The organism is Alkalinema sp. FACHB-956 (genome assembly GCF_014697025.1).
Lineage (GTDB): Bacteria > Cyanobacteriota > Cyanobacteriia > Leptolyngbyales > Leptolyngbyaceae > Alkalinema.
In genome coordinates this window covers 15,696-31,744 of sequence record NZ_JACJRC010000046.1, presented here as the reverse complement: position 1 = coordinate 31,744, position 16,049 = coordinate 15,696, and the positions used below count along the sequence as shown (strand labels likewise).

General features: G+C 47.7%; 16 protein-coding genes. 4 read left to right on the top strand and 12 right to left on the bottom strand.

The features are described 5' to 3' along the window. Positions 1-430 precede the first annotated feature (430 nt). From H6G21_RS24505 to H6G21_RS24485, 5 genes are all read right to left on the bottom strand, one after another. Positions 431-1,924: an alpha-amylase gene (locus H6G21_RS24505; protein WP_190577097.1), complete on the bottom strand. Its 1,494-nt coding sequence runs from the start codon at positions 1,922-1,924 to the stop codon at positions 431-433. Positions 1,925-2,206: 282 nt separating this feature from the next. Further along, positions 2,207-2,470 carry a hypothetical protein gene (locus tag H6G21_RS24500; RefSeq protein WP_190577095.1) on the bottom strand — a complete coding sequence of 88 codons (264 nt, stop codon included), beginning with the start codon at positions 2,468-2,470 and terminating at the stop codon, positions 2,207-2,209. 120 nt (positions 2,471-2,590) lie between these two features. After that, positions 2,591-3,175, bottom strand: a complete 585-nt coding sequence (locus H6G21_RS24495; protein ID WP_190577093.1) for a hypothetical protein — start codon at positions 3,173-3,175, stop codon at positions 2,591-2,593. A 156-nt stretch (positions 3,176-3,331) separates the two neighbouring features. Then, positions 3,332-4,003: a Uma2 family endonuclease gene (locus H6G21_RS24490; RefSeq protein WP_190577091.1), complete on the bottom strand. Its 672-nt coding sequence runs from the start codon at positions 4,001-4,003 to the stop codon at positions 3,332-3,334. Between the two features lie 150 nt (positions 4,004-4,153). Next, positions 4,154-4,786, bottom strand: a complete 633-nt coding sequence (locus tag H6G21_RS24485) for a TetR/AcrR family transcriptional regulator (protein ID WP_190577089.1) — start codon at positions 4,784-4,786, stop codon at positions 4,154-4,156. Between the two features lie 259 nt (positions 4,787-5,045). Here H6G21_RS24485 and H6G21_RS24480 point away from each other — a divergent pair, with 259 nt between their 5' ends. From H6G21_RS24480 to H6G21_RS24470, 3 genes are all read left to right on the top strand, one after another. Continuing rightward, positions 5,046-6,344 carry a biotin/lipoyl-binding protein gene (locus tag H6G21_RS24480; RefSeq protein WP_190577086.1) on the top strand — a complete coding sequence of 433 codons (1,299 nt, stop codon included), beginning with the start codon at positions 5,046-5,048 and terminating at the stop codon, positions 6,342-6,344. Positions 6,345-6,482: 138 nt separating this feature from the next. Continuing rightward, complete coding sequence (gene devC, locus H6G21_RS24475; RefSeq protein ID WP_190577084.1) at positions 6,483-7,658, top strand: ABC transporter permease DevC; 1,176 nt, start codon at positions 6,483-6,485, stop codon at positions 7,656-7,658. Positions 7,659-7,668: 10 nt separating this feature from the next. Further along, positions 7,669-8,373: a DevA family ABC transporter ATP-binding protein gene (locus tag H6G21_RS24470; RefSeq protein WP_190577082.1), complete on the top strand. Its 705-nt coding sequence runs from the start codon at positions 7,669-7,671 to the stop codon at positions 8,371-8,373. Between the two features lie 591 nt (positions 8,374-8,964). On the opposite strand, the gene H6G21_RS24465 is transcribed toward H6G21_RS24470, so the two are convergent. From H6G21_RS24465 to H6G21_RS24450, 5 genes are all read right to left on the bottom strand, one after another. Further along, positions 8,965-9,633, bottom strand: coding sequence for a cadmium resistance transporter (locus H6G21_RS24465; protein ID WP_190577080.1), 669 nt, complete (start codon positions 9,631-9,633; stop codon positions 8,965-8,967). Between the two features lie 501 nt (positions 9,634-10,134). After that, entirely contained in the window at positions 10,135-10,425 is a 291-nt protein-coding gene (locus tag H6G21_RS24460) for a hypothetical protein (RefSeq protein WP_190577078.1), read from the bottom strand. Between the two features lie 35 nt (positions 10,426-10,460). Next, positions 10,461-10,586: a hypothetical protein gene (locus tag H6G21_RS26125; RefSeq protein WP_277875334.1), complete on the bottom strand. Its 126-nt coding sequence runs from the start codon at positions 10,584-10,586 to the stop codon at positions 10,461-10,463. A 13-nt stretch (positions 10,587-10,599) separates the two neighbouring features. Continuing rightward, positions 10,600-11,832 (bottom strand): YeeE/YedE family protein, encoded by a 1,233-nt coding sequence (locus tag H6G21_RS24455; protein WP_190577076.1) that lies wholly within the window; start codon positions 11,830-11,832, stop codon positions 10,600-10,602. A gap of 323 nt (positions 11,833-12,155) precedes the next feature. Beyond that, the gene (locus H6G21_RS24450; protein ID WP_242042040.1) at positions 12,156-13,154 is read right to left on the bottom strand and encodes a sulfurtransferase; all 999 of its coding nucleotides are present in this window, start codon (positions 13,152-13,154) and stop codon (positions 12,156-12,158) included. Between the two features lie 642 nt (positions 13,155-13,796). Here H6G21_RS24450 and H6G21_RS24445 point away from each other — a divergent pair. Beyond that, on the top strand, positions 13,797-14,132 hold the full coding sequence (locus H6G21_RS24445; RefSeq protein ID WP_190577074.1) for a four-helix bundle copper-binding protein: 336 nt from the start codon (positions 13,797-13,799) through the stop codon (positions 14,130-14,132). 186 nt (positions 14,133-14,318) lie between these two features. On the opposite strand, the gene H6G21_RS24440 is transcribed toward H6G21_RS24445, so the two are convergent. Together H6G21_RS24440 and cysK are read right to left on the bottom strand one after the other, a co-directional pair. After that, positions 14,319-14,861 (bottom strand): acireductone dioxygenase, encoded by a 543-nt coding sequence (locus H6G21_RS24440; RefSeq protein WP_190577072.1) that lies wholly within the window; start codon positions 14,859-14,861, stop codon positions 14,319-14,321. Between the two features lie 147 nt (positions 14,862-15,008). Then, positions 15,009-15,977 (bottom strand): cysteine synthase A, encoded by a 969-nt coding sequence (gene cysK / locus H6G21_RS24435; protein ID WP_190577071.1) that lies wholly within the window; start codon positions 15,975-15,977, stop codon positions 15,009-15,011. Positions 15,978-16,049 lie beyond the last annotated feature (72 nt).

Below are 16,049 nucleotides of genomic sequence, written 5' to 3'. Positions count from 1 at the left end.
GGTATAGCGGGTCATTGGGTTTCCTCCAAACGTGAAGTCAATGGACGAGGAAAACCCAAAAAGCTAGCCGCCCCGTTTTCTGACATGGCGAAACAGGGCGGCTTGGGGTGCTAAAATGCAATCCAGGTCACCATGCTGGCTTCAGCAGCTTGGGGGCTTAGCGATCGTTCTGAGGGCCTAATCTCATTGCGATCGCGCTAGTTTTTTGGGCGTATCAGCAGCAAAGATAAAAGGTTCTCGTGCTGCTTAACTATAGCAATGTAGCGGCGATCGTTCTGTCCGTCAACCGTACAAAAGTGAAAAAACAAAAGTGAAAAAACAAAAGTGAAAAAATTTGTAGGACGAGCTGTGAACATCGCCCCAGTTCCATAACCAGGGCGAGCTATCAAAACATACAACTTAAAATTGCAACCTAAGCCTTACAAGGTAGCTAGGCAGTCGGCAACGATGACTCAGGCACCCAAACCGAGACTGAACCCCCATTGCAGCGGAAATCAGCCCATCCTTCATCATTGGTCACGATCGGTTCACTGATGTGTTCCGTCAGATCAACGTAGGTTGTATTGGGTTGCCCCACTTCCATCCACTTGCTGCCGTCCGAGCCATTACTCAAAACCACCGCCATTCCTCCAGGATTTTCCTCAGTTCCTAACCGAGTCCAACCGATCGTATTAGCATGGTCAAAGTAGTCATACTGATCACCAAACGCCAAGGTTTGACGGGCGTATAAGAATTTATCAAGCAACCATTGGTGCGAATCAATCCAAATTTCATATTCATTGCCATCATTGGCCGTATCTTTGTAATGCGCCCCGTAATAATCAGCGTAAAAAATACAGGGATAGCCCTCACGCCGCAGCAGAATTAAGGCATAGGCCAATGGTTTAAACCAACCCTCAACCACCGATTCCAGGGATTGCAAAGGCTGAGAATCGTGATTTTCAACTAAGGTAACCGCTAAAGCGGGTTGCTGCTGAACCAACGTATTATCAAAAATCTGCCGCATATCATAGTCGGAACCCGACTGACTGGCCACGTGGAAATTGTAGTGCAACGGCGCATCAAACAACGTCACCCGTCCATTGGTCGTTTCTAGAAAAGCATGCAACGCTTCTACATCGTAGGACCAATATTCACCCACTGCGAATAACTCTCGGCCTACCTGATGACTCACATGGTTCAACCAATCCCGGAAAAAGTCCGCTTTCACATGTTTGACAGCATCAAAGCGGAAGCCATCCACACCGGTTGTATCAACGTACCATTCGCCCCAGTATTGCAATTCTCCAACGACCTCGGGATGATCCATATCCAGATCACAACCCATGAGGTAATCAAAGTTACCTTTTTCTAAATCAACGTTGTAATCAAATTCTTTACCTTTTAGAAGATAAATTGCGTTTTCCCCTTCGTTGTAGGCATTGTAGTCGATCGCGTCGAAATGCCACCAATGCCATTCCATACTTGAGTACTTACCGTTCCGGCCTGGAAAGGTGAAGTGTGTCCAAGCCTTAATGGTCTGATATTCCCCGATCGCTTCATTCCGGTTATCAGGATTCAACGGTGTCGCTTGGGCTTCTTCCTCAGCGTCTGCCCCCAATTTGTGGTTGAAGACCGCATCGGCATAAATTCGAATTCCTGCTTTTTGCGCCGCTTGAATAGCCGCTAGATATTCATCTTTGGTTCCATACTTGGTGCGCACAGAGCCTTTCTGATCAAATTCGCCCAAATCAAATAGATCGTACACCCCGTAGCCCACATCATAACCGCCGCCCGTTCCCTTATAGGCAGGTGGCAACCACAGAGAAGTCACCCCCAAAGCCGCTAATTCCTCCGCCGAGTCAGCGACCTGCTTCCACAGCGTTCCATCTGGATCGTTATACCAGTGGAAATATTGCATCATAACACCATTAAATTCAGTCATTTAGAAGCTCCTTAGAGCAATAAATTAGAACGTTTATTTCAGACGGGGTAGTGCAGATCAAGGGGATTAAAACGTGAAAGCAGGAAGTATTCAAAGCATCTGAGGGTTAGTATTAACCACTTTAGAGCCAGTGTCATCTCTATTTAGAGAGTGGACGGCAGGCGGCCTGCTTCTATCTTTAGGAGGAGTAATGTATCGGACTTCCTACTTTGACTGCAATTAATCGAATTTGATTGCAATTAATCGAATCCAATATTCCCATGACAAGCTTGAGACATTAAATCAAGCGGCCTGGGACGATTGCAATTCATCGGCTACATAGGTTAGAGATTTATAAGCATCTTGAGTAGGAACCAGTTCCCAATTCGCTAGTCGTAACGTTTGATACGTGGCCCAACCTTTGGAACCGCGAGGAATCCGATAGTCTGGTACGGAGAAGGTCCGCAGGGCCGTATAGGGTTGCCACGGGTCAGATGGTTTGAGGCGTAGATGTAAAAGCATTTCATCCGACCCAAAGGGTCTAAGCCAACACATTTGTCCAGCCATAATAGTTTCCTAGAGAATAGCAAAGAGTAGGGTTAGGCAATGCAATCCTGAAATTTCAGGAATCAATTAGATTACATAAATAGATTTACTGGCAGAATAGCGATCGAGGCTAGATTAGGTTTAGTTTGAGTTATTGGGAGAAGTATCGGAGTTAGGAGCGATCGAAGAACCACTGGGGCTAGAATTTCCTGAAGTGCTCGATGGCGCTTGAGGAGCGGTTTGAGCGCTGGGGGGAGCCACACTAGGAGCCACAGGAACGGGAACGGGAACCGCCTTGGGTACTTCAATCACTTTGACTTCAGGCGGAGCCGCAGGCGCTACTTTTTCCACCGTTCGTTCAATAATTGTCGTCTGCTTAGCAGGGGTGGTAGGAGAGGGGCTTGCTGGGGGCGTGATGACTTTCGACGTGGGAGAAGACGTGACAGGTGCCGGGGCAGGACTACGGTTGTAGTAGGCGATCGCGGCGGCTCCGAGGCCAACCACCAGGGCGAGGACACCACCGATAATCATTCCGTTGGCAATCCCATTGCTTTCAGCAACCTTTTCCCGTTGGTATTGCACGTCCCGTTGCAGAGTTCGTCCCTCAACATACCCATCACGATAGGCTTTTTCATCGGTCGTAATCGGACGACCATGCACATTATTTAACGTTGTAGGTTGGTCTAAATTATTATGATTAGGGCGATTGTTAGGGCGATTCATCATTTCACCTCGTTCCCTTATCGGAACTCATCTTTGACATGCCGTCATCATAGTGAATCTGAATCGAATATCTGTTCTATTAAAAGGAATAAACCATTTACCCAGTAGTCTCTCTCTAAATAGACAGACTAGTGAGTGTTACGACCACTGGTAAGGCTGTCACAGTCCCTGGAAATTATCCATCTGTACGGTATCCTGAACCCAGCGGCGAATCGCCTTCGCCCAACTCGTTTCTCCCATAGTTGTTGCCTGCATCAGCCAGTTTTGAAGAACACTGGGCGTCACAATGGGAAGGGCGATCGATCGATCAATTTCCTGATATTCACCTTCATTCAAAGCTAGAAACATGACCTTTTCACCATCAAACCGCCAAATTTCTGGCACTGCTAACGCTTGATAGATGGGTAAGCGAGGAATTGAAAGGCTGGTGATGTCAATTTCGATCGCAAGATCGGGCGGGGGATCAGTTGCTAAATCGATCGACAGTTTTCCCCGAATGAGTTGTTCATTCTGAAGGTAGTAGCATTCATCCGCTTCGATGCCTTTCGCCAAATCCTGACGAGTCCAAGTCGATGAACCCAGGCTACGGATTTCCACTTCCAACTCCTCAGTTACAATTTGGATAAACCGATTGCTCCAAGCACTGTAGCTTTCATGAGGGGGAAGAGGCATAAAAATTTCCAACGTTCCATTGTCGTAGGTCAGGCGTTTACTGGGTTGAGATTCTAGCTCTCGAACAAGCGCCTGATAAGTTTCCCAGCTAATTCCAGACAGGACAACACTGGAGGCGACGGGTGACGGCGAAATCGGTTGGGGAACAACGGCGACCATAACAAGCCCTCAGAAATGCCTTCCTTATCACGTCATTATAACCTAGGGCACAATCGCAACCGAATGCTGTAAACCCCATAAGCGCAATGCCCTAACGCAATACTCTGTAAGCTTAATACTCTGTAAGCTCAATGCCCTGTAAGCGTCATGCTAGGACGATTTGTCCGGCGGGAACAGCAAATATTCTAGGGCTGCCACAATGCGCTCCGGCTCCATGGGAATAATTTCTGCACCGTGCAGAATGTGCTGGAGCAAGCTGTGGTGAACGATCGCACCGATCGCCACCCGTGCAGTGGCTTCCGGATCAGGAAAATCAAAGGCAGGGCATTTTTTTAAATACTCCGTCAAGGCTTGAATCCCCGGCTTGCTGAGATGTTCGACAAAGGCTTTAGCCAGTTCAGGAAACTGCCCAGAAACCCCCACCAACATGCGCTTAAAATCCTGAAATTCTTGGCTCCCACAGCAATCATCCATCGCCAATGTCATCAACTGCCGCAGCGCTAGACGCGGTTCGAGACTGTCATCCAGATGACTCATAATGGCTTGAATTTTCCCCTGGGCCATCTGTTGCACCAGGGTTTTAAACAATGTTTCCTTATCCGTAAAGTGACTGTAGACCGTGGCCTTGGACACCCCCGCTGCCGCCGCCACCCGATCCATGCTGGCTGCTGCATAGCCCTTCGCCAAAAATTCCTGCATCGCCCCCTGCAAAATTTGCTCCGTTTTGCGAGAGTCACGGGCGCGATCGATCGATCCCCTATCCTTCTTTTTTGTAGAAATCATAAAATCACTGGTTGCAGCAAGGCATAAAACTTAGCTTGAGAAGCTTAGATCGAGAAGCTTAGATTGAGACGCTTGGATTGAGAATATTGGATGAACGGGGCTTGTGTCACTCTCTACTCAGAATTTTATTGAATTTCAGGAGACTTGCTTGACTAAACTAAACAGTTTAGTTTTAATATAGATCGAAATTGAACTAAACAGTTTAGTTTTTACCCTGTCACCCAACCACCGCTACCGCCCCCAGCCTGAGAGGTTCGCCATGATTGCATTTAAAGAATGGCCAGAGAAAATTTTCAACAGCAAGCCCCTAATCGTCACCGGCGTAGCGGCTCTGGCCATTGGGGTTCTTGGTACACGGTTCGTATTACAGACTCCTCCGCCCACCGAAACAAGCACCTCAGCCGCTGCCCAAACCGCCCCGGAAATTAGGAGCGTTTCCGCGCTGGGCAAGCTAGAACCTGCGGGCACGATCGTCAGCGTGTTTGCCAATGGGGGATCGGAAGGGGTGCGGGTCGAAGCGTTGCGCGTGCAGGAGGGCGATCGGGTGAAGAAAGGGGATGTCATTGCGATCCTCAGCAACGAGAAGCGCCTACAATCCGCCCTACAGCAGGCGCAGGAGCAAGTACGAGTGGCCCAAGCCCGTCTCGCACAGGTGAAGTCTGGGGCCAAATCCGGGGAAATTGCAGCGCAGCGATCGGAGATTGCCCGCTTAGAGGCCCAGCGCACCGGGGATTTGAATACCCAAGCAGCCGTCGTCGCCCGACTGGAAGCCGAACGCACCGGGGATTTGAATGCCCAGAATGCCGTGGTGGCTCGATTAGAGGCGGAAGTGGCCAATGCCAAGGTGGAATTTGAACGCTACGACAATCTCTTCACTGTGGGCGGAATTTCTGCGTCCTCGCGGGACAGCAAACACCTCGCTTGGCAAACCGCCCAAAAACAACTCCAGGAATCCCGTGCGGCCCTAGAGCGCACGCGAGAAAGCCGCACCCAGCAAATCAATGAGGCCAAGGCAGCACTAGCCCGCACCCAAACGGCCCAAGCCGAGCAGATTGCCGCTGCGGATTCCACCCTCGATCGCATTGCGGAAGTGCGCCCCGTTGATGTGCAAGCGGCCCAGGCAGAAGTGGCCCAAGCCCAAGCTGCGGTTACCAAAGCCCAGGCCGACCTAGAACAGGCGTATGTCATCGCCCCCCAGGATGGCGTCATTCTCAAAATCTACACCTATGCGGGCGAACGGATTGGCACTGAAGGAGTCGTCGATATTGGCCGCACTCAACAAATGACGGCCTTGGTGGAAGTGTACGAAAGTGATGTCAAACGGTTAGAGGTGGGTCAATCCGCCACTGTAACGAGCGAGGCGATCGAAGGCGAACTGACGGGCAAAGTCAGCGAAATCGGTCGCAAAGTGCTACGCCAAAACGTGATTAACACCGATCCCAGCGCCAATACAGATTCCCGCGTGATCGAAGTGCGGATTACCTTGGATGACCGATCGACGGCCAAAGCTGAAAAGTTCACCAACTCTCAAGTCACCGCCAAAATTGCACTCAATTAACCGACTCAACTCACACGCGCAATTCATGTAATTAAACTCGCACCCACAATTCACGCAATATAAACTTACCCTCGCAACTCACGCAATTAAATTCACACAAGTAACTCACGCGCTCAATCACTAGGATATGAAGCCAGCATGTTGAATCCCATTCAAGCCATCCAACGCCGTACCCCCTTGGGTTGGCTGCAACTCAGTCGTCAAAAAGGCAAGCTGATGGTGGCTCTGTCGGGCATTGCCTTTGCTGATGTCTTGATGTTTATGCAGTTGGGCTTTCAGGCCGCACTGTTTGAGAGTAGCGTGCGCACCCACCGCATTCTCAATGCGGATGTCGTCCTGTTTAGTCCCCAGGCATTGAACATCGGAAACCTCTCCACCTTTCCCCGTCGGCGTTTGCTGCAAGCCCAGGATATCCCAGGGGTGGAATCCGCCCACGGGATGTATATCAATAACGTCGTCTGGAAAAATCCCCAAACCCACCAAGAAACCGCCATTCGGGTCTTAGGATTTGAACCGAGTTTTTTGGCCTTGCAATTGCCAGAGGTGGCAAAAGGGCTAGATCAGGTGAAATTACCGGATACGTTTCTCTTTGACCAAGCCTCGCGGGGTAGTTATAAACAAGTGATTGCTGACTTGAAGCAAGGCAAACTGGTCAAGACGGAAATTGAGCGGCATACGATTACACTGGCCGATACCTTCACGATCGGGTCTTCCTTTGGGACGGACGGGCACCTCGTCACCAGCGATCAAAACTTTCTGCGGCTTTTTCCGCGCAAATCGGCGCAGAGTGTCTCCTTGGGAATGCTGAAGTTAGAACCCGGTGCCAATCCCGATGTTGTGGTCAGTCACCTCAAGCAACATTTACCCAATGATGTCTTTGTGATGACCCGTAATCAATTCATGGAATTTGAGAAAGGCTATTGGCAACGCAATACCTCGATCGGGTTTATTTTCAGTATGGGTGTGACGATGGGATTTATTGTGGGGATTGTGATTGTGTATCAAGTTCTCTCCACGGATGTCAACGCTCACATGGCCGAATATGCAACATTTAAGGCGATGGGCTATGGGAATGGGTATTTGCTGAGTGTGATTTTTGAAGAGGCGATTATTCTCGCAATTTTAGGCTTTATTCCCGGTGTGGCTGGGGCCTTGGGGCTATACACCCTGGCAAGTAACGGCACTAAACTACCGATTTTTATGACCCTGGGCCGTGCCACGACCGTTTTGATGTTAACGGCCATTATGTGCGTGATTTCCGGCGCGATCGCGACTCGCAAACTACAATCGGCTGATCCGGCTGATATTTTCTGAGGTATGACCCATGGGCGATATTATTTCCATTCAAAATCTCAATCATTATTTTGGGCAAGGCCAACTGAAAAAGCAGGTTTTGTACGAGATTAATCTGCAAATTGATGCGGGCGAAATTGTTTTGATGACCGGGCCATCGGGTTCAGGCAAAACCACCTTGTTGACGTTGATTGGGGGCCTGCGTTCCGGGCAAGAAGGTAGCCTCAAAATTTTAGGCGATGAATTACGGGGCGCAAGCGATCGCAAACGCATGATGACCCGTCGCAATATCGGTTACATTTTCCAAGCCCATAATCTACACAGCAGTTTAAGTGCCATGCAAAATGTGCGGATGGGCTTAGAAGTGCATCCGGGATTGTCTCCAAGTGAGATGAAACGCCGATCGATTGAAATGTTAGAACAGGTCGGGTTGGGCAACCGCGTGAACTATTATCCATCGGATCTCTCCGGTGGCCAGAAGCAACGGGTGGCGATCGCCCGGGCTTTGGTCAGTCATCCCAAAATCATCCTGGCGGACGAACCGACGGCAGCTTTGGATAGCAAATCAGGCCGCGAAGTGGTGGAATTAATGCAGAGATTGGCTAAGGAGCAGGGCTGTACCATCTTGCTGGTAACCCACGATAATCGGATTTTGGACATTGCCGATCGCATCGTCCATATGGAGGATGGACAATTAGCAACCGATACCAACTTAAATGAGAGGATGGCTGCTTGATTGAGGCATCCCGTCCTCTACCCTCATCTCCATTGCCTCATCGACTCCATTTCCTCTGGGCCCGTCTCCCTGAAAATGCTACAGCTATGCAATTTAGCCTGTGAAGCAGGAGAGCTGACTTCAGTTAATCTAATTAATCTGGCCAGATTGAGTTTAGTGCTTGCCAATTCAAGCCCTGTACGAAGTGAGTAGCTTCTTGGGGAAGAATCTGCATCTCAGCCCATAATTGTTTGGGTTCAATGCCGAAGCTATATTGTAGCCCTACAATGATTGCAACAATGACCAAAAGTAGTCTAATACTTACCTTGATGACTCGCCATAATAGAATGAAGAGCAAAATTGAGATTAGGATCGTTGTGATTGCTAGGATCATATAGGAATCTCTTGTTAGTGAAAAATTGATTATTGTTCCTATTCTAGAATTCTAGTTGCTCATCAACTAATGATTAAACTTCCCACTGACTTCTTGAAACATCGACTACAATACTGGTAGATTAACTAAGAATTTGAGTTGCAATCAATGGTGGCGATCGATAGTTATAGTCTCAGTTCTCTGGAGGACTTGTACCATTGGTGAGAAGATAAAGTTCGTTAGTTCATTGCGAAGAGAAGTCGATAGGACTCATTGTCAATCAAAATACGCATTCCTAGCCACATCAAAATGAAAGGGAAAATTTTCCTAGCATACCGAGCAGCTGCAAAGGCGATTTTAGGTTGTCGCGTCAAGTGATAGGAAAGGAAGCACCATAGACCCACTGTGGCATAGCACACACTCAAAATGATGCCCAGATGTGGGAGTGTACTGCCTGCAAATAAAGGTACATAGATACCAATGTTGTTACCACCATTGGTAATTGTGACTGCTGAAACTTGATAGGTTTGCCGATCGTGCAATGTTTTCCAGAGGGAGGGAAGGGATCTATGCGATTTCTCTGAGCGAAGCTGGGGTGGGCTACTGACCGTCTGAATGGTATGTTGATCCTGCTGACTTAAGGTAGCCAACTGGCTAATCCCAATCATTACAGGGAGCAAGCCAAGTAAGCCAATCCAAATTTCTGGAATTACTAGTCGTCCTAAAAAACCGACCAAACTCACACCCACCAACACCGTAAATCCAACATATTCACCGATAACCACATGGCGTGGCTGAAAGCTTCGATCAACTTTGCTGAAGAACAGGGTCAAATAAATATTATCGTCAAAGGTTGTTGCGAAAGCTGCGGCAACGCCCGTCATTAATGCGCCTTCTAGCCAGTTCATTATCCTCTCCTTCTTGTGATTTTAATGGCAGCGTGTTAGAGGGATTCAATGGTGTTATTCCTTGAAAACTATCAAGATAGTGATACGGCTCTTTGCTTGACTGATCGATACAGCAACCCATAGCAAAACAGGCTTCAGGCGTTGTATCTATTCCTTGTCGTTACGTAATCCGCTGTATATCGCTCGGGGAGCTTTAAATTTCGCCATGATATAAGACTATTCTCTTCAATTGATAAGAGCAAATAGTCTTTATTGTGATATTGATAAATAGAAGTGATTAATCTTCTACATTCATTCTTTGGGAGTCAGTTCTCGTGACATTAAAAAATCTCCTCAAAAGTGCTGGCTTCGAAGAGATTTAGTCTTGATAACGTTGCTGTAGTTAATGTTGCAACAATAATAATGATGTGCCGATGATGTTATGGAATGAGATTATGCACCATTAAAATTGTCGAATCCTTGTTCGATGAGATAAGGTTGGAAGATTTACTTGTTTGGCATCTAATCTTCATCTGCAATTACTAGCACGATCGCGAATCCATCGTAGCCCTTGCTTCCAACGGTCTGAATTGCAGTAGCCTTTACGCGAGGTTCTGCTGAGAGCAACTCATTAAACTTGCGTACACCTTGAATATTTTCATCACGACTCTCTGCATCAATGATGCCCCCCTTCCGCACCACATTATCCACAATAATGACACTGCCCTGCCGTGCACTTAATGATTGAGTATTGCGATCGAAATGATTTTTTAGGCAATCCGGAACATGCCTATTGAAAAGTCCTTTTTTCATGGAGCGGTTCACCCGCTTCACACCACTGAGTGTAATTAAGCCGATCGTCCCCCTCGCTGATGATTAAGGCCAATGATTCCACCCAGTAACAACGCCATGACTAGTCCAAACAAAAGGGTTTGCCAGTCGTTAGTGTTGATTAAAAGGTGCTTCTGCTTCATGGTTACAACTTGCTCAATTGACCGCGAACCCTAGTTTTCTACGCAGCCAGAGCCCAACTGCCGTTCCCACTAGGGCTGCAATAATCCAAACCCAGCCATGCAAACTGGTTGAAGCGATGCCCCCAAAAAATGCGCTGATATTGCACCCAAAGGCCAAGAATGCGCCGTAGCCCATTGCAAAGCCGCCCCCTAAAGTCGATGCAATGGCTGGGAAGTTCCACTCGGTCTTAATCACAAATCGTCCAGCCGCAGATGCAGCAATTAATGCCCCTAAAATCACTCCTAGGTTAATCACAATGCTGGCATCAGTGAATAGGGGTTGTCCCAGAGCTTGCTGTCCGCTCCCAGTTCCCCAAATAGGATGTCCATTGGGATTCCAGCCTAGAAAGAGGGCTACTTTAGCAGCACCTAATGCAAAGCCCCAAGTCACGCGCCAAGGCTGTCCCGAGATAATTAATGTGAACCAATTGAGAATGGCTAATAAAACGGCTCCCATAAATAATGACCAACGATCGGATAACCACGATCGCCTTGTCCCTGGAAACTGAAAAATTGACTTAATCTCTAATGAACGCCATCCCGAAAAAATCCCCTTGTATTGGCTCCAGCGCAAGAAAACAGCTATGAGCGTGATCACCGCTAGTTGTAGTACGACTGCTCCAAGCCACCCAAAATTCATTCCTAGGGAAATCGGGGGGATCGATGGCAACCCAGCCCAGAAAGCGCGAGTTAGACTGGCCACAAATGCACCCACTGAAAAGGCTAGGAATGTCACGCCCATGGACAAACTGCCGCTTCCCAGCGTGTAAAGTGTGCCGCAACCACAAGCCCCACCAAACTGCATCCCTACGCCAAACAGTACTGCACCGATGATGCCTTGCAAGCCGATTGGAGCCACAGCTCCTTTCACTACTTGCCCTCCGATCGAGCCTGCGGCTAATACGGGTGCAAACAAAATCGTTGCTACACCCAACATGACTAACTGGGCGTAAATTCCTGTGACTTCACGTTGTATAAACAACTTTCGATAAGCGGAGGCAAACCCAAACCCCGATCGATACAATGTAACGCCAAACAGTCCACCAATCAAAAATAATGCACTTTGTTGCCAGCTATAACAACTCAACCCAACCATTCCCATCACCAACCCCGCTAATGCGATCATTGCAAAACGGCGCTGGGGATTCTGGTTGGGGGGACGATCGAAACCACTGTCAGATGAATCAAGAGGAGTGATGCTACTCATAATTGCAGTCTAGATGCCTATGGACTACTACAAGTTTCTTCAAGTAAAAGTCTCTTCAAGAAACCGTGATCCTGAAGAGACTCAAAGCGTTAATTACTCAAATCTAGCTGTTCTTGCCCCCGGTAGAATTTTTAGGGGGCGGATCGGAAGTTGTGCAACTCATCAAATCAGCGGAATTGGATTGTTGCACCATCAAAGTTGAAACTAGTGCTAAGCTAGTGCAGCTGACTAGGGTGATTGCCCACGCAATATTTAATGTTTTCATTGCTGTTAATGCCTGCGTTGCGGTCAACATTCTTTCAAGGTCTGATCTTCTGGTGAAGTTATGCCTTGATGGGTTTTTCTGGCCCAGTTTCAACCGGCAGATCTGTAGTACTGTATTCTGTCCAGGAGCCTTCGTAAATACGAACCTTAGGATATTTCAGTAGGTGCTTCAGGACAACGTACTGTAAGGTGGCTTCCCGACCAGTGCTACAGGAGACAATGATATCGTCAGTGGGTTTAATCCCTTTCTCTGCCAGTAACTTGCGGATATCGTCCAATGGCTTCAATTTGTGAGGGTTTTTTAGGGCATCCTGGGCATTATCCGCTTCCGTAAAAGTAGGCCAAGGGATGTTGCGTGCGCCAGGGATATGACCGTTACGAACCCAAATGTCCTTTTCTCCTCGGAATAAATCGCCGGGACGGGGATCAATAAAGACTACTCCCGACTTACCAATCAAGTTTTTGACATCCTTGAGTGTGACCCGAATGGATGAGTTATCTCGAACAGTGAACCGCTGTTGTGAGTATCTGGGAAACTCTTTGGTCGTCGCTTCCCCAGATCCTTTATAGCCAGCAAACCCACCATCCAAAACAGCAATGTTTTGAATGCCCGATCGCTCCAATAGATAAGCAACCATGGTTGAGCCCAAGATATCCCGCCCGTCGGAATAGACTAAAACGTGGCTTTGATTGCTCACGCCTGCTTTACCTAAAGTATCGCCGAGTTTAGTAGTATCCCAATATTGCACTGGTAAGAAACCATCGGGGCCTCGGAAGACGGTATCAGCAATATTGATGGCATTGGGGACATGACTCGTAATGTAATCTAATGGCGCATTCCGCACATCTAAAATTCGTAAATTCTTGTCCTTAACATGGGCTTTTACCCAGTCAGGCGCGACAAACTGAATCTGTGCTTTTGTAGCTGCTGCTCCTGGCGCGATCGTGGCCCAAGGTGTGATCACTAGTACGGCTACCAGCACTGCTAACAAAGATAGAAATTTAGGGGCGGACAGTTTTCTCAGTTGACCTCTCGCCCACATCAAAACCAATTTCATGGGTTTTCTCCTGAAATGTTTGGACGATCGCAGCGTAATCTACGGCGAGCGACTGTAGAATCTACGGCAACTTGATCGGATAACCGTAGTATACTCTGTTGAGTACAGTTGCACAGCTTTCTAAAAATTACAAGTCTAGAAATCGCAAGTTTATAGCATGGGTTCTGTAATGACTTCCCCACGGGATTCCTGGCTGTATGTCAGGAATTCATGACATAAAAAGGACGTTTTTTCTGTTCCTTCCGCGCCATTAACCGGCTGCTTGCAAGCTGCATCGTGAAAAAGATTGTACGAAGGGGTTGATTCCAAGAATCCAGAGTCGATTGTGGGAAATTAATCAAGCCTTTCGGAATCGGGTGTTGAGATCCTAGATGCCTCAAAATCCCACATTTACAGGGGGGATTTCAAAATGTACTGGTAAATCTTGACCTGTAGAGGGGACTTTGAGGGGAATGCTCTAATGGCTTAACTCGTTGGTATTGACGACCCAAGGCAGCATGATTACTGTTGAGATATGAATTCTTTCTGCTCACTGAGGTGGTCATCATGATGTCTACAACTACAAGTTCTCAAGCATCCATGACTATGAGTGTAGAAATGCAAAACTGCATTAACATTTGTAATCGCTGTCACGAGATGACAATGACCACATTGACTGAATATCTCAATCAACAGGAGCAACAGACGGACATTAATCTTCTCTGTTTGTTGCGGGATTGTTCTGAAATGTGTGTAATGACGAGTAACCTGATCACCGATGGCTCAGAGTTCATGGGAAGAACCTGCCAACTGTGTTCTGAAATGTGCGAAAAGTGCGCTACTGTCTGTGAGTCCGTTCCTCAAAATCAACAGTTAGCGGACTGTGCGGCCCTATGCCGTCACTGTGCTGAGGTTTGCAAGAGCATGGGATTGCAGGCAATGGCTTATTTCCGTCGGCCCAATTTGACCAATCTAGATTGCATCACGAGTCTACGCTAATCTCTTCTTCTAATGGTGTTCTGGTTCTAACAGTGTTCTGGTTCTACAGTGTTCTGGTTCTAATACTAGGGTTCCTATTGGGCCTATGAGGAGGATCAATCAGCATCAAAACCACCATTGGGCGATCGTTAAGCGATCGCCCAATGGTTTGAATTATTTAATTGTGAGTGTTCTACTAGTTCTCTACTAGCGGGAAAACGGTACGGGGGTTGAATAATGGGGTACCCAACCTTTTGCAGTGATAAAGTACCGAACTGCTTGGTAGGAGAGGGTTATGCTAGGACTGGATGCGTGTTCTACGAAGGCTGGGATCTGTAAGTAATCACCAACTTCAAGCTGTAGTTGCATCTCGCTGCCATCTGGACGAATAAATCTAAACAGCATTTCCCCCGAAAGTAAATGCCAGATTTCGGGATCGGTATGATAGTGCAAGCGATCGTACATCGTTGCTAAGGAAAGTAATTGACTCGTGCCGGGATGGACGATCGCAACTTCACACCACTGGCAATTTGTCTGATATTGTAGGGCTTTAAATTTCTGGTTATAGAGACAGAGTAGATTTTGTTTTTCTACAGCGGTTAACCCATCTTGTTGCACCAAAAGTTCTGAGGAATAGAGTTGCTCACCTAGACTCCAATGGTGTAGCTCAACCCCAATCTCGGCAAGATGAGCGGCAATTTCTTGTTCCTTAGATAGAATCGTTCCACCAGCTAGCAAAAGGTGTGCCATAGAACTTTCGGTGTAGATTGGTTAAGTTTAGTATACCCCAGTTTCTTGGTCGGAAAACCGGGGATTTAATCTTTCTCAGATAGTAATAGCTAGGATCAAGTCACAGAATCGGCACTAGGAAGATGATGCACATAAGACGTGTGATGCTTAACAGGGAGCCAAGCGGGGTTGATGATAGAGGTCAAGATCCTTAAAGAGTGGGGTGCTGAGGTAGCGTTCTCCAAAACTGGGTTGAATGACAACAATGAGTTTATTGGCATTCTCAGCTCGTTTTCCGATTTGTACCGCCGCCCAGAGCGCAGCTCCCGAAGAAATTCCAGACAAAATGCCCTCTTCTCTGGCGAGTCTTTGGCCATAGCGAATGGCGTGATCATCGGTGACCGTGATGACTTCATCGATCAGTTCTAGGCGCAAAACTGGAGGAATAAACCCAGCCCCGATGCCTTGAATTTTGTGTTCTCCGGGTTTGCCTCCGGTGAGGACTGCGCTGGTGGCGGGTTCAACTCCGATCGTTTGTAAGCTGGGTTTCTTGGCTTTAAGGGCTTCAGAAACGCCAGTAATGGTTCCCCCCGTCCCTACGCCAGCCACAACAATATCCACGAGACCGTCAGTATCTGCCCAAATTTCTTCAGCCGTGGTTTCTCGATGAATTTTAGGATTGGCGGAGTTCCGAAATTGCTGCAACATTATAGCGTTTGGCGTAGTTGCAACGATTTCTTCTGCCCGTGAGATGGCATTGCGCATCCCGCCTAAACTAGGGGTTAATTCCAGTTCGGCCCCAAAGGCTTTCAGCATGAGTTGGCGCTCAATACTCATGGTTTCCGGCATGGTGAGGATGAGGCGATATCCCCGAGCAGCGGCAATCATGGCTAGGGCAATACCGGTGTTGCCAGAGGTTGGTTCTACTAATATCGATTCACCGGGTTTAATCAATCCTTCTTCTTCCGCCGATCGAATCATGCTGAGGGCGATGCGATCTTTAACGGATGCCGAGGGATTCAATCCTTCTAATTTAATTGCAATCCTTGCAAGACAGCCTTCTGACTGCGGGATGCGATTGAGTTGCACCAAAGGGGTAGAACCAATCGCATCGGTAATGCTATCCAAAATTCCCATAGAACCCAATTTTTATCAACGCAACGGGATAGCTCTATAATATACGGTATTCCCATCGGTTAACCGTAGATA

Bases quoted from the DNA above. Each gene is read 5' to 3' on its own strand.
- H6G21_RS24505 (WP_190577097.1), bottom strand. From the start codon at position 1,924: ATGACTGAATTTAATGGTGTTATGATGCAATATTTCCACTGGTATAAC.
- H6G21_RS24500 (WP_190577095.1), bottom strand. From the start codon at position 2,470: ATGGCTGGACAAATGTGTTGGCTTAGACCCTTTGGGTCGGATGAAATG.
- H6G21_RS24495 (WP_190577093.1), bottom strand. From the start codon at position 3,175: ATGATGAATCGCCCTAACAATCGCCCTAATCATAATAATTTAGACCAA.
- H6G21_RS24490 (WP_190577091.1), bottom strand. From the start codon at position 4,003: ATGGTCGCCGTTGTTCCCCAACCGATTTCGCCGTCACCCGTCGCCTCC.
- H6G21_RS24485 (WP_190577089.1), bottom strand. From the start codon at position 4,786: ATGATTTCTACAAAAAAGAAGGATAGGGGATCGATCGATCGCGCCCGT.
- H6G21_RS24480 (WP_190577086.1), top strand. From the start codon at position 5,046: ATGATTGCATTTAAAGAATGGCCAGAGAAAATTTTCAACAGCAAGCCC.
- devC (WP_190577084.1), top strand. From the start codon at position 6,483: ATGTTGAATCCCATTCAAGCCATCCAACGCCGTACCCCCTTGGGTTGG.
- H6G21_RS24470 (WP_190577082.1), top strand. From the start codon at position 7,669: ATGGGCGATATTATTTCCATTCAAAATCTCAATCATTATTTTGGGCAA.
- H6G21_RS24465 (WP_190577080.1), bottom strand. From the start codon at position 9,633: ATGAACTGGCTAGAAGGCGCATTAATGACGGGCGTTGCCGCAGCTTTC.
- H6G21_RS24460 (WP_190577078.1), bottom strand. From the start codon at position 10,425: ATGAAAAAAGGACTTTTCAATAGGCATGTTCCGGATTGCCTAAAAAAT.
- H6G21_RS26125 (WP_277875334.1), bottom strand. From the start codon at position 10,586: ATGAAGCAGAAGCACCTTTTAATCAACACTAACGACTGGCAAACCCTT.
- H6G21_RS24455 (WP_190577076.1), bottom strand. From the start codon at position 11,832: ATGAGTAGCATCACTCCTCTTGATTCATCTGACAGTGGTTTCGATCGT.
- H6G21_RS24450 (WP_242042040.1), bottom strand. From the start codon at position 13,154: ATGAAATTGGTTTTGATGTGGGCGAGAGGTCAACTGAGAAAACTGTCC.
- H6G21_RS24445 (WP_190577074.1), top strand. From the start codon at position 13,797: ATGACCACATTGACTGAATATCTCAATCAACAGGAGCAACAGACGGAC.
- H6G21_RS24440 (WP_190577072.1), bottom strand. From the start codon at position 14,861: ATGGCACACCTTTTGCTAGCTGGTGGAACGATTCTATCTAAGGAACAA.
- cysK (WP_190577071.1), bottom strand. From the start codon at position 15,977: ATGGGAATTTTGGATAGCATTACCGATGCGATTGGTTCTACCCCTTTG.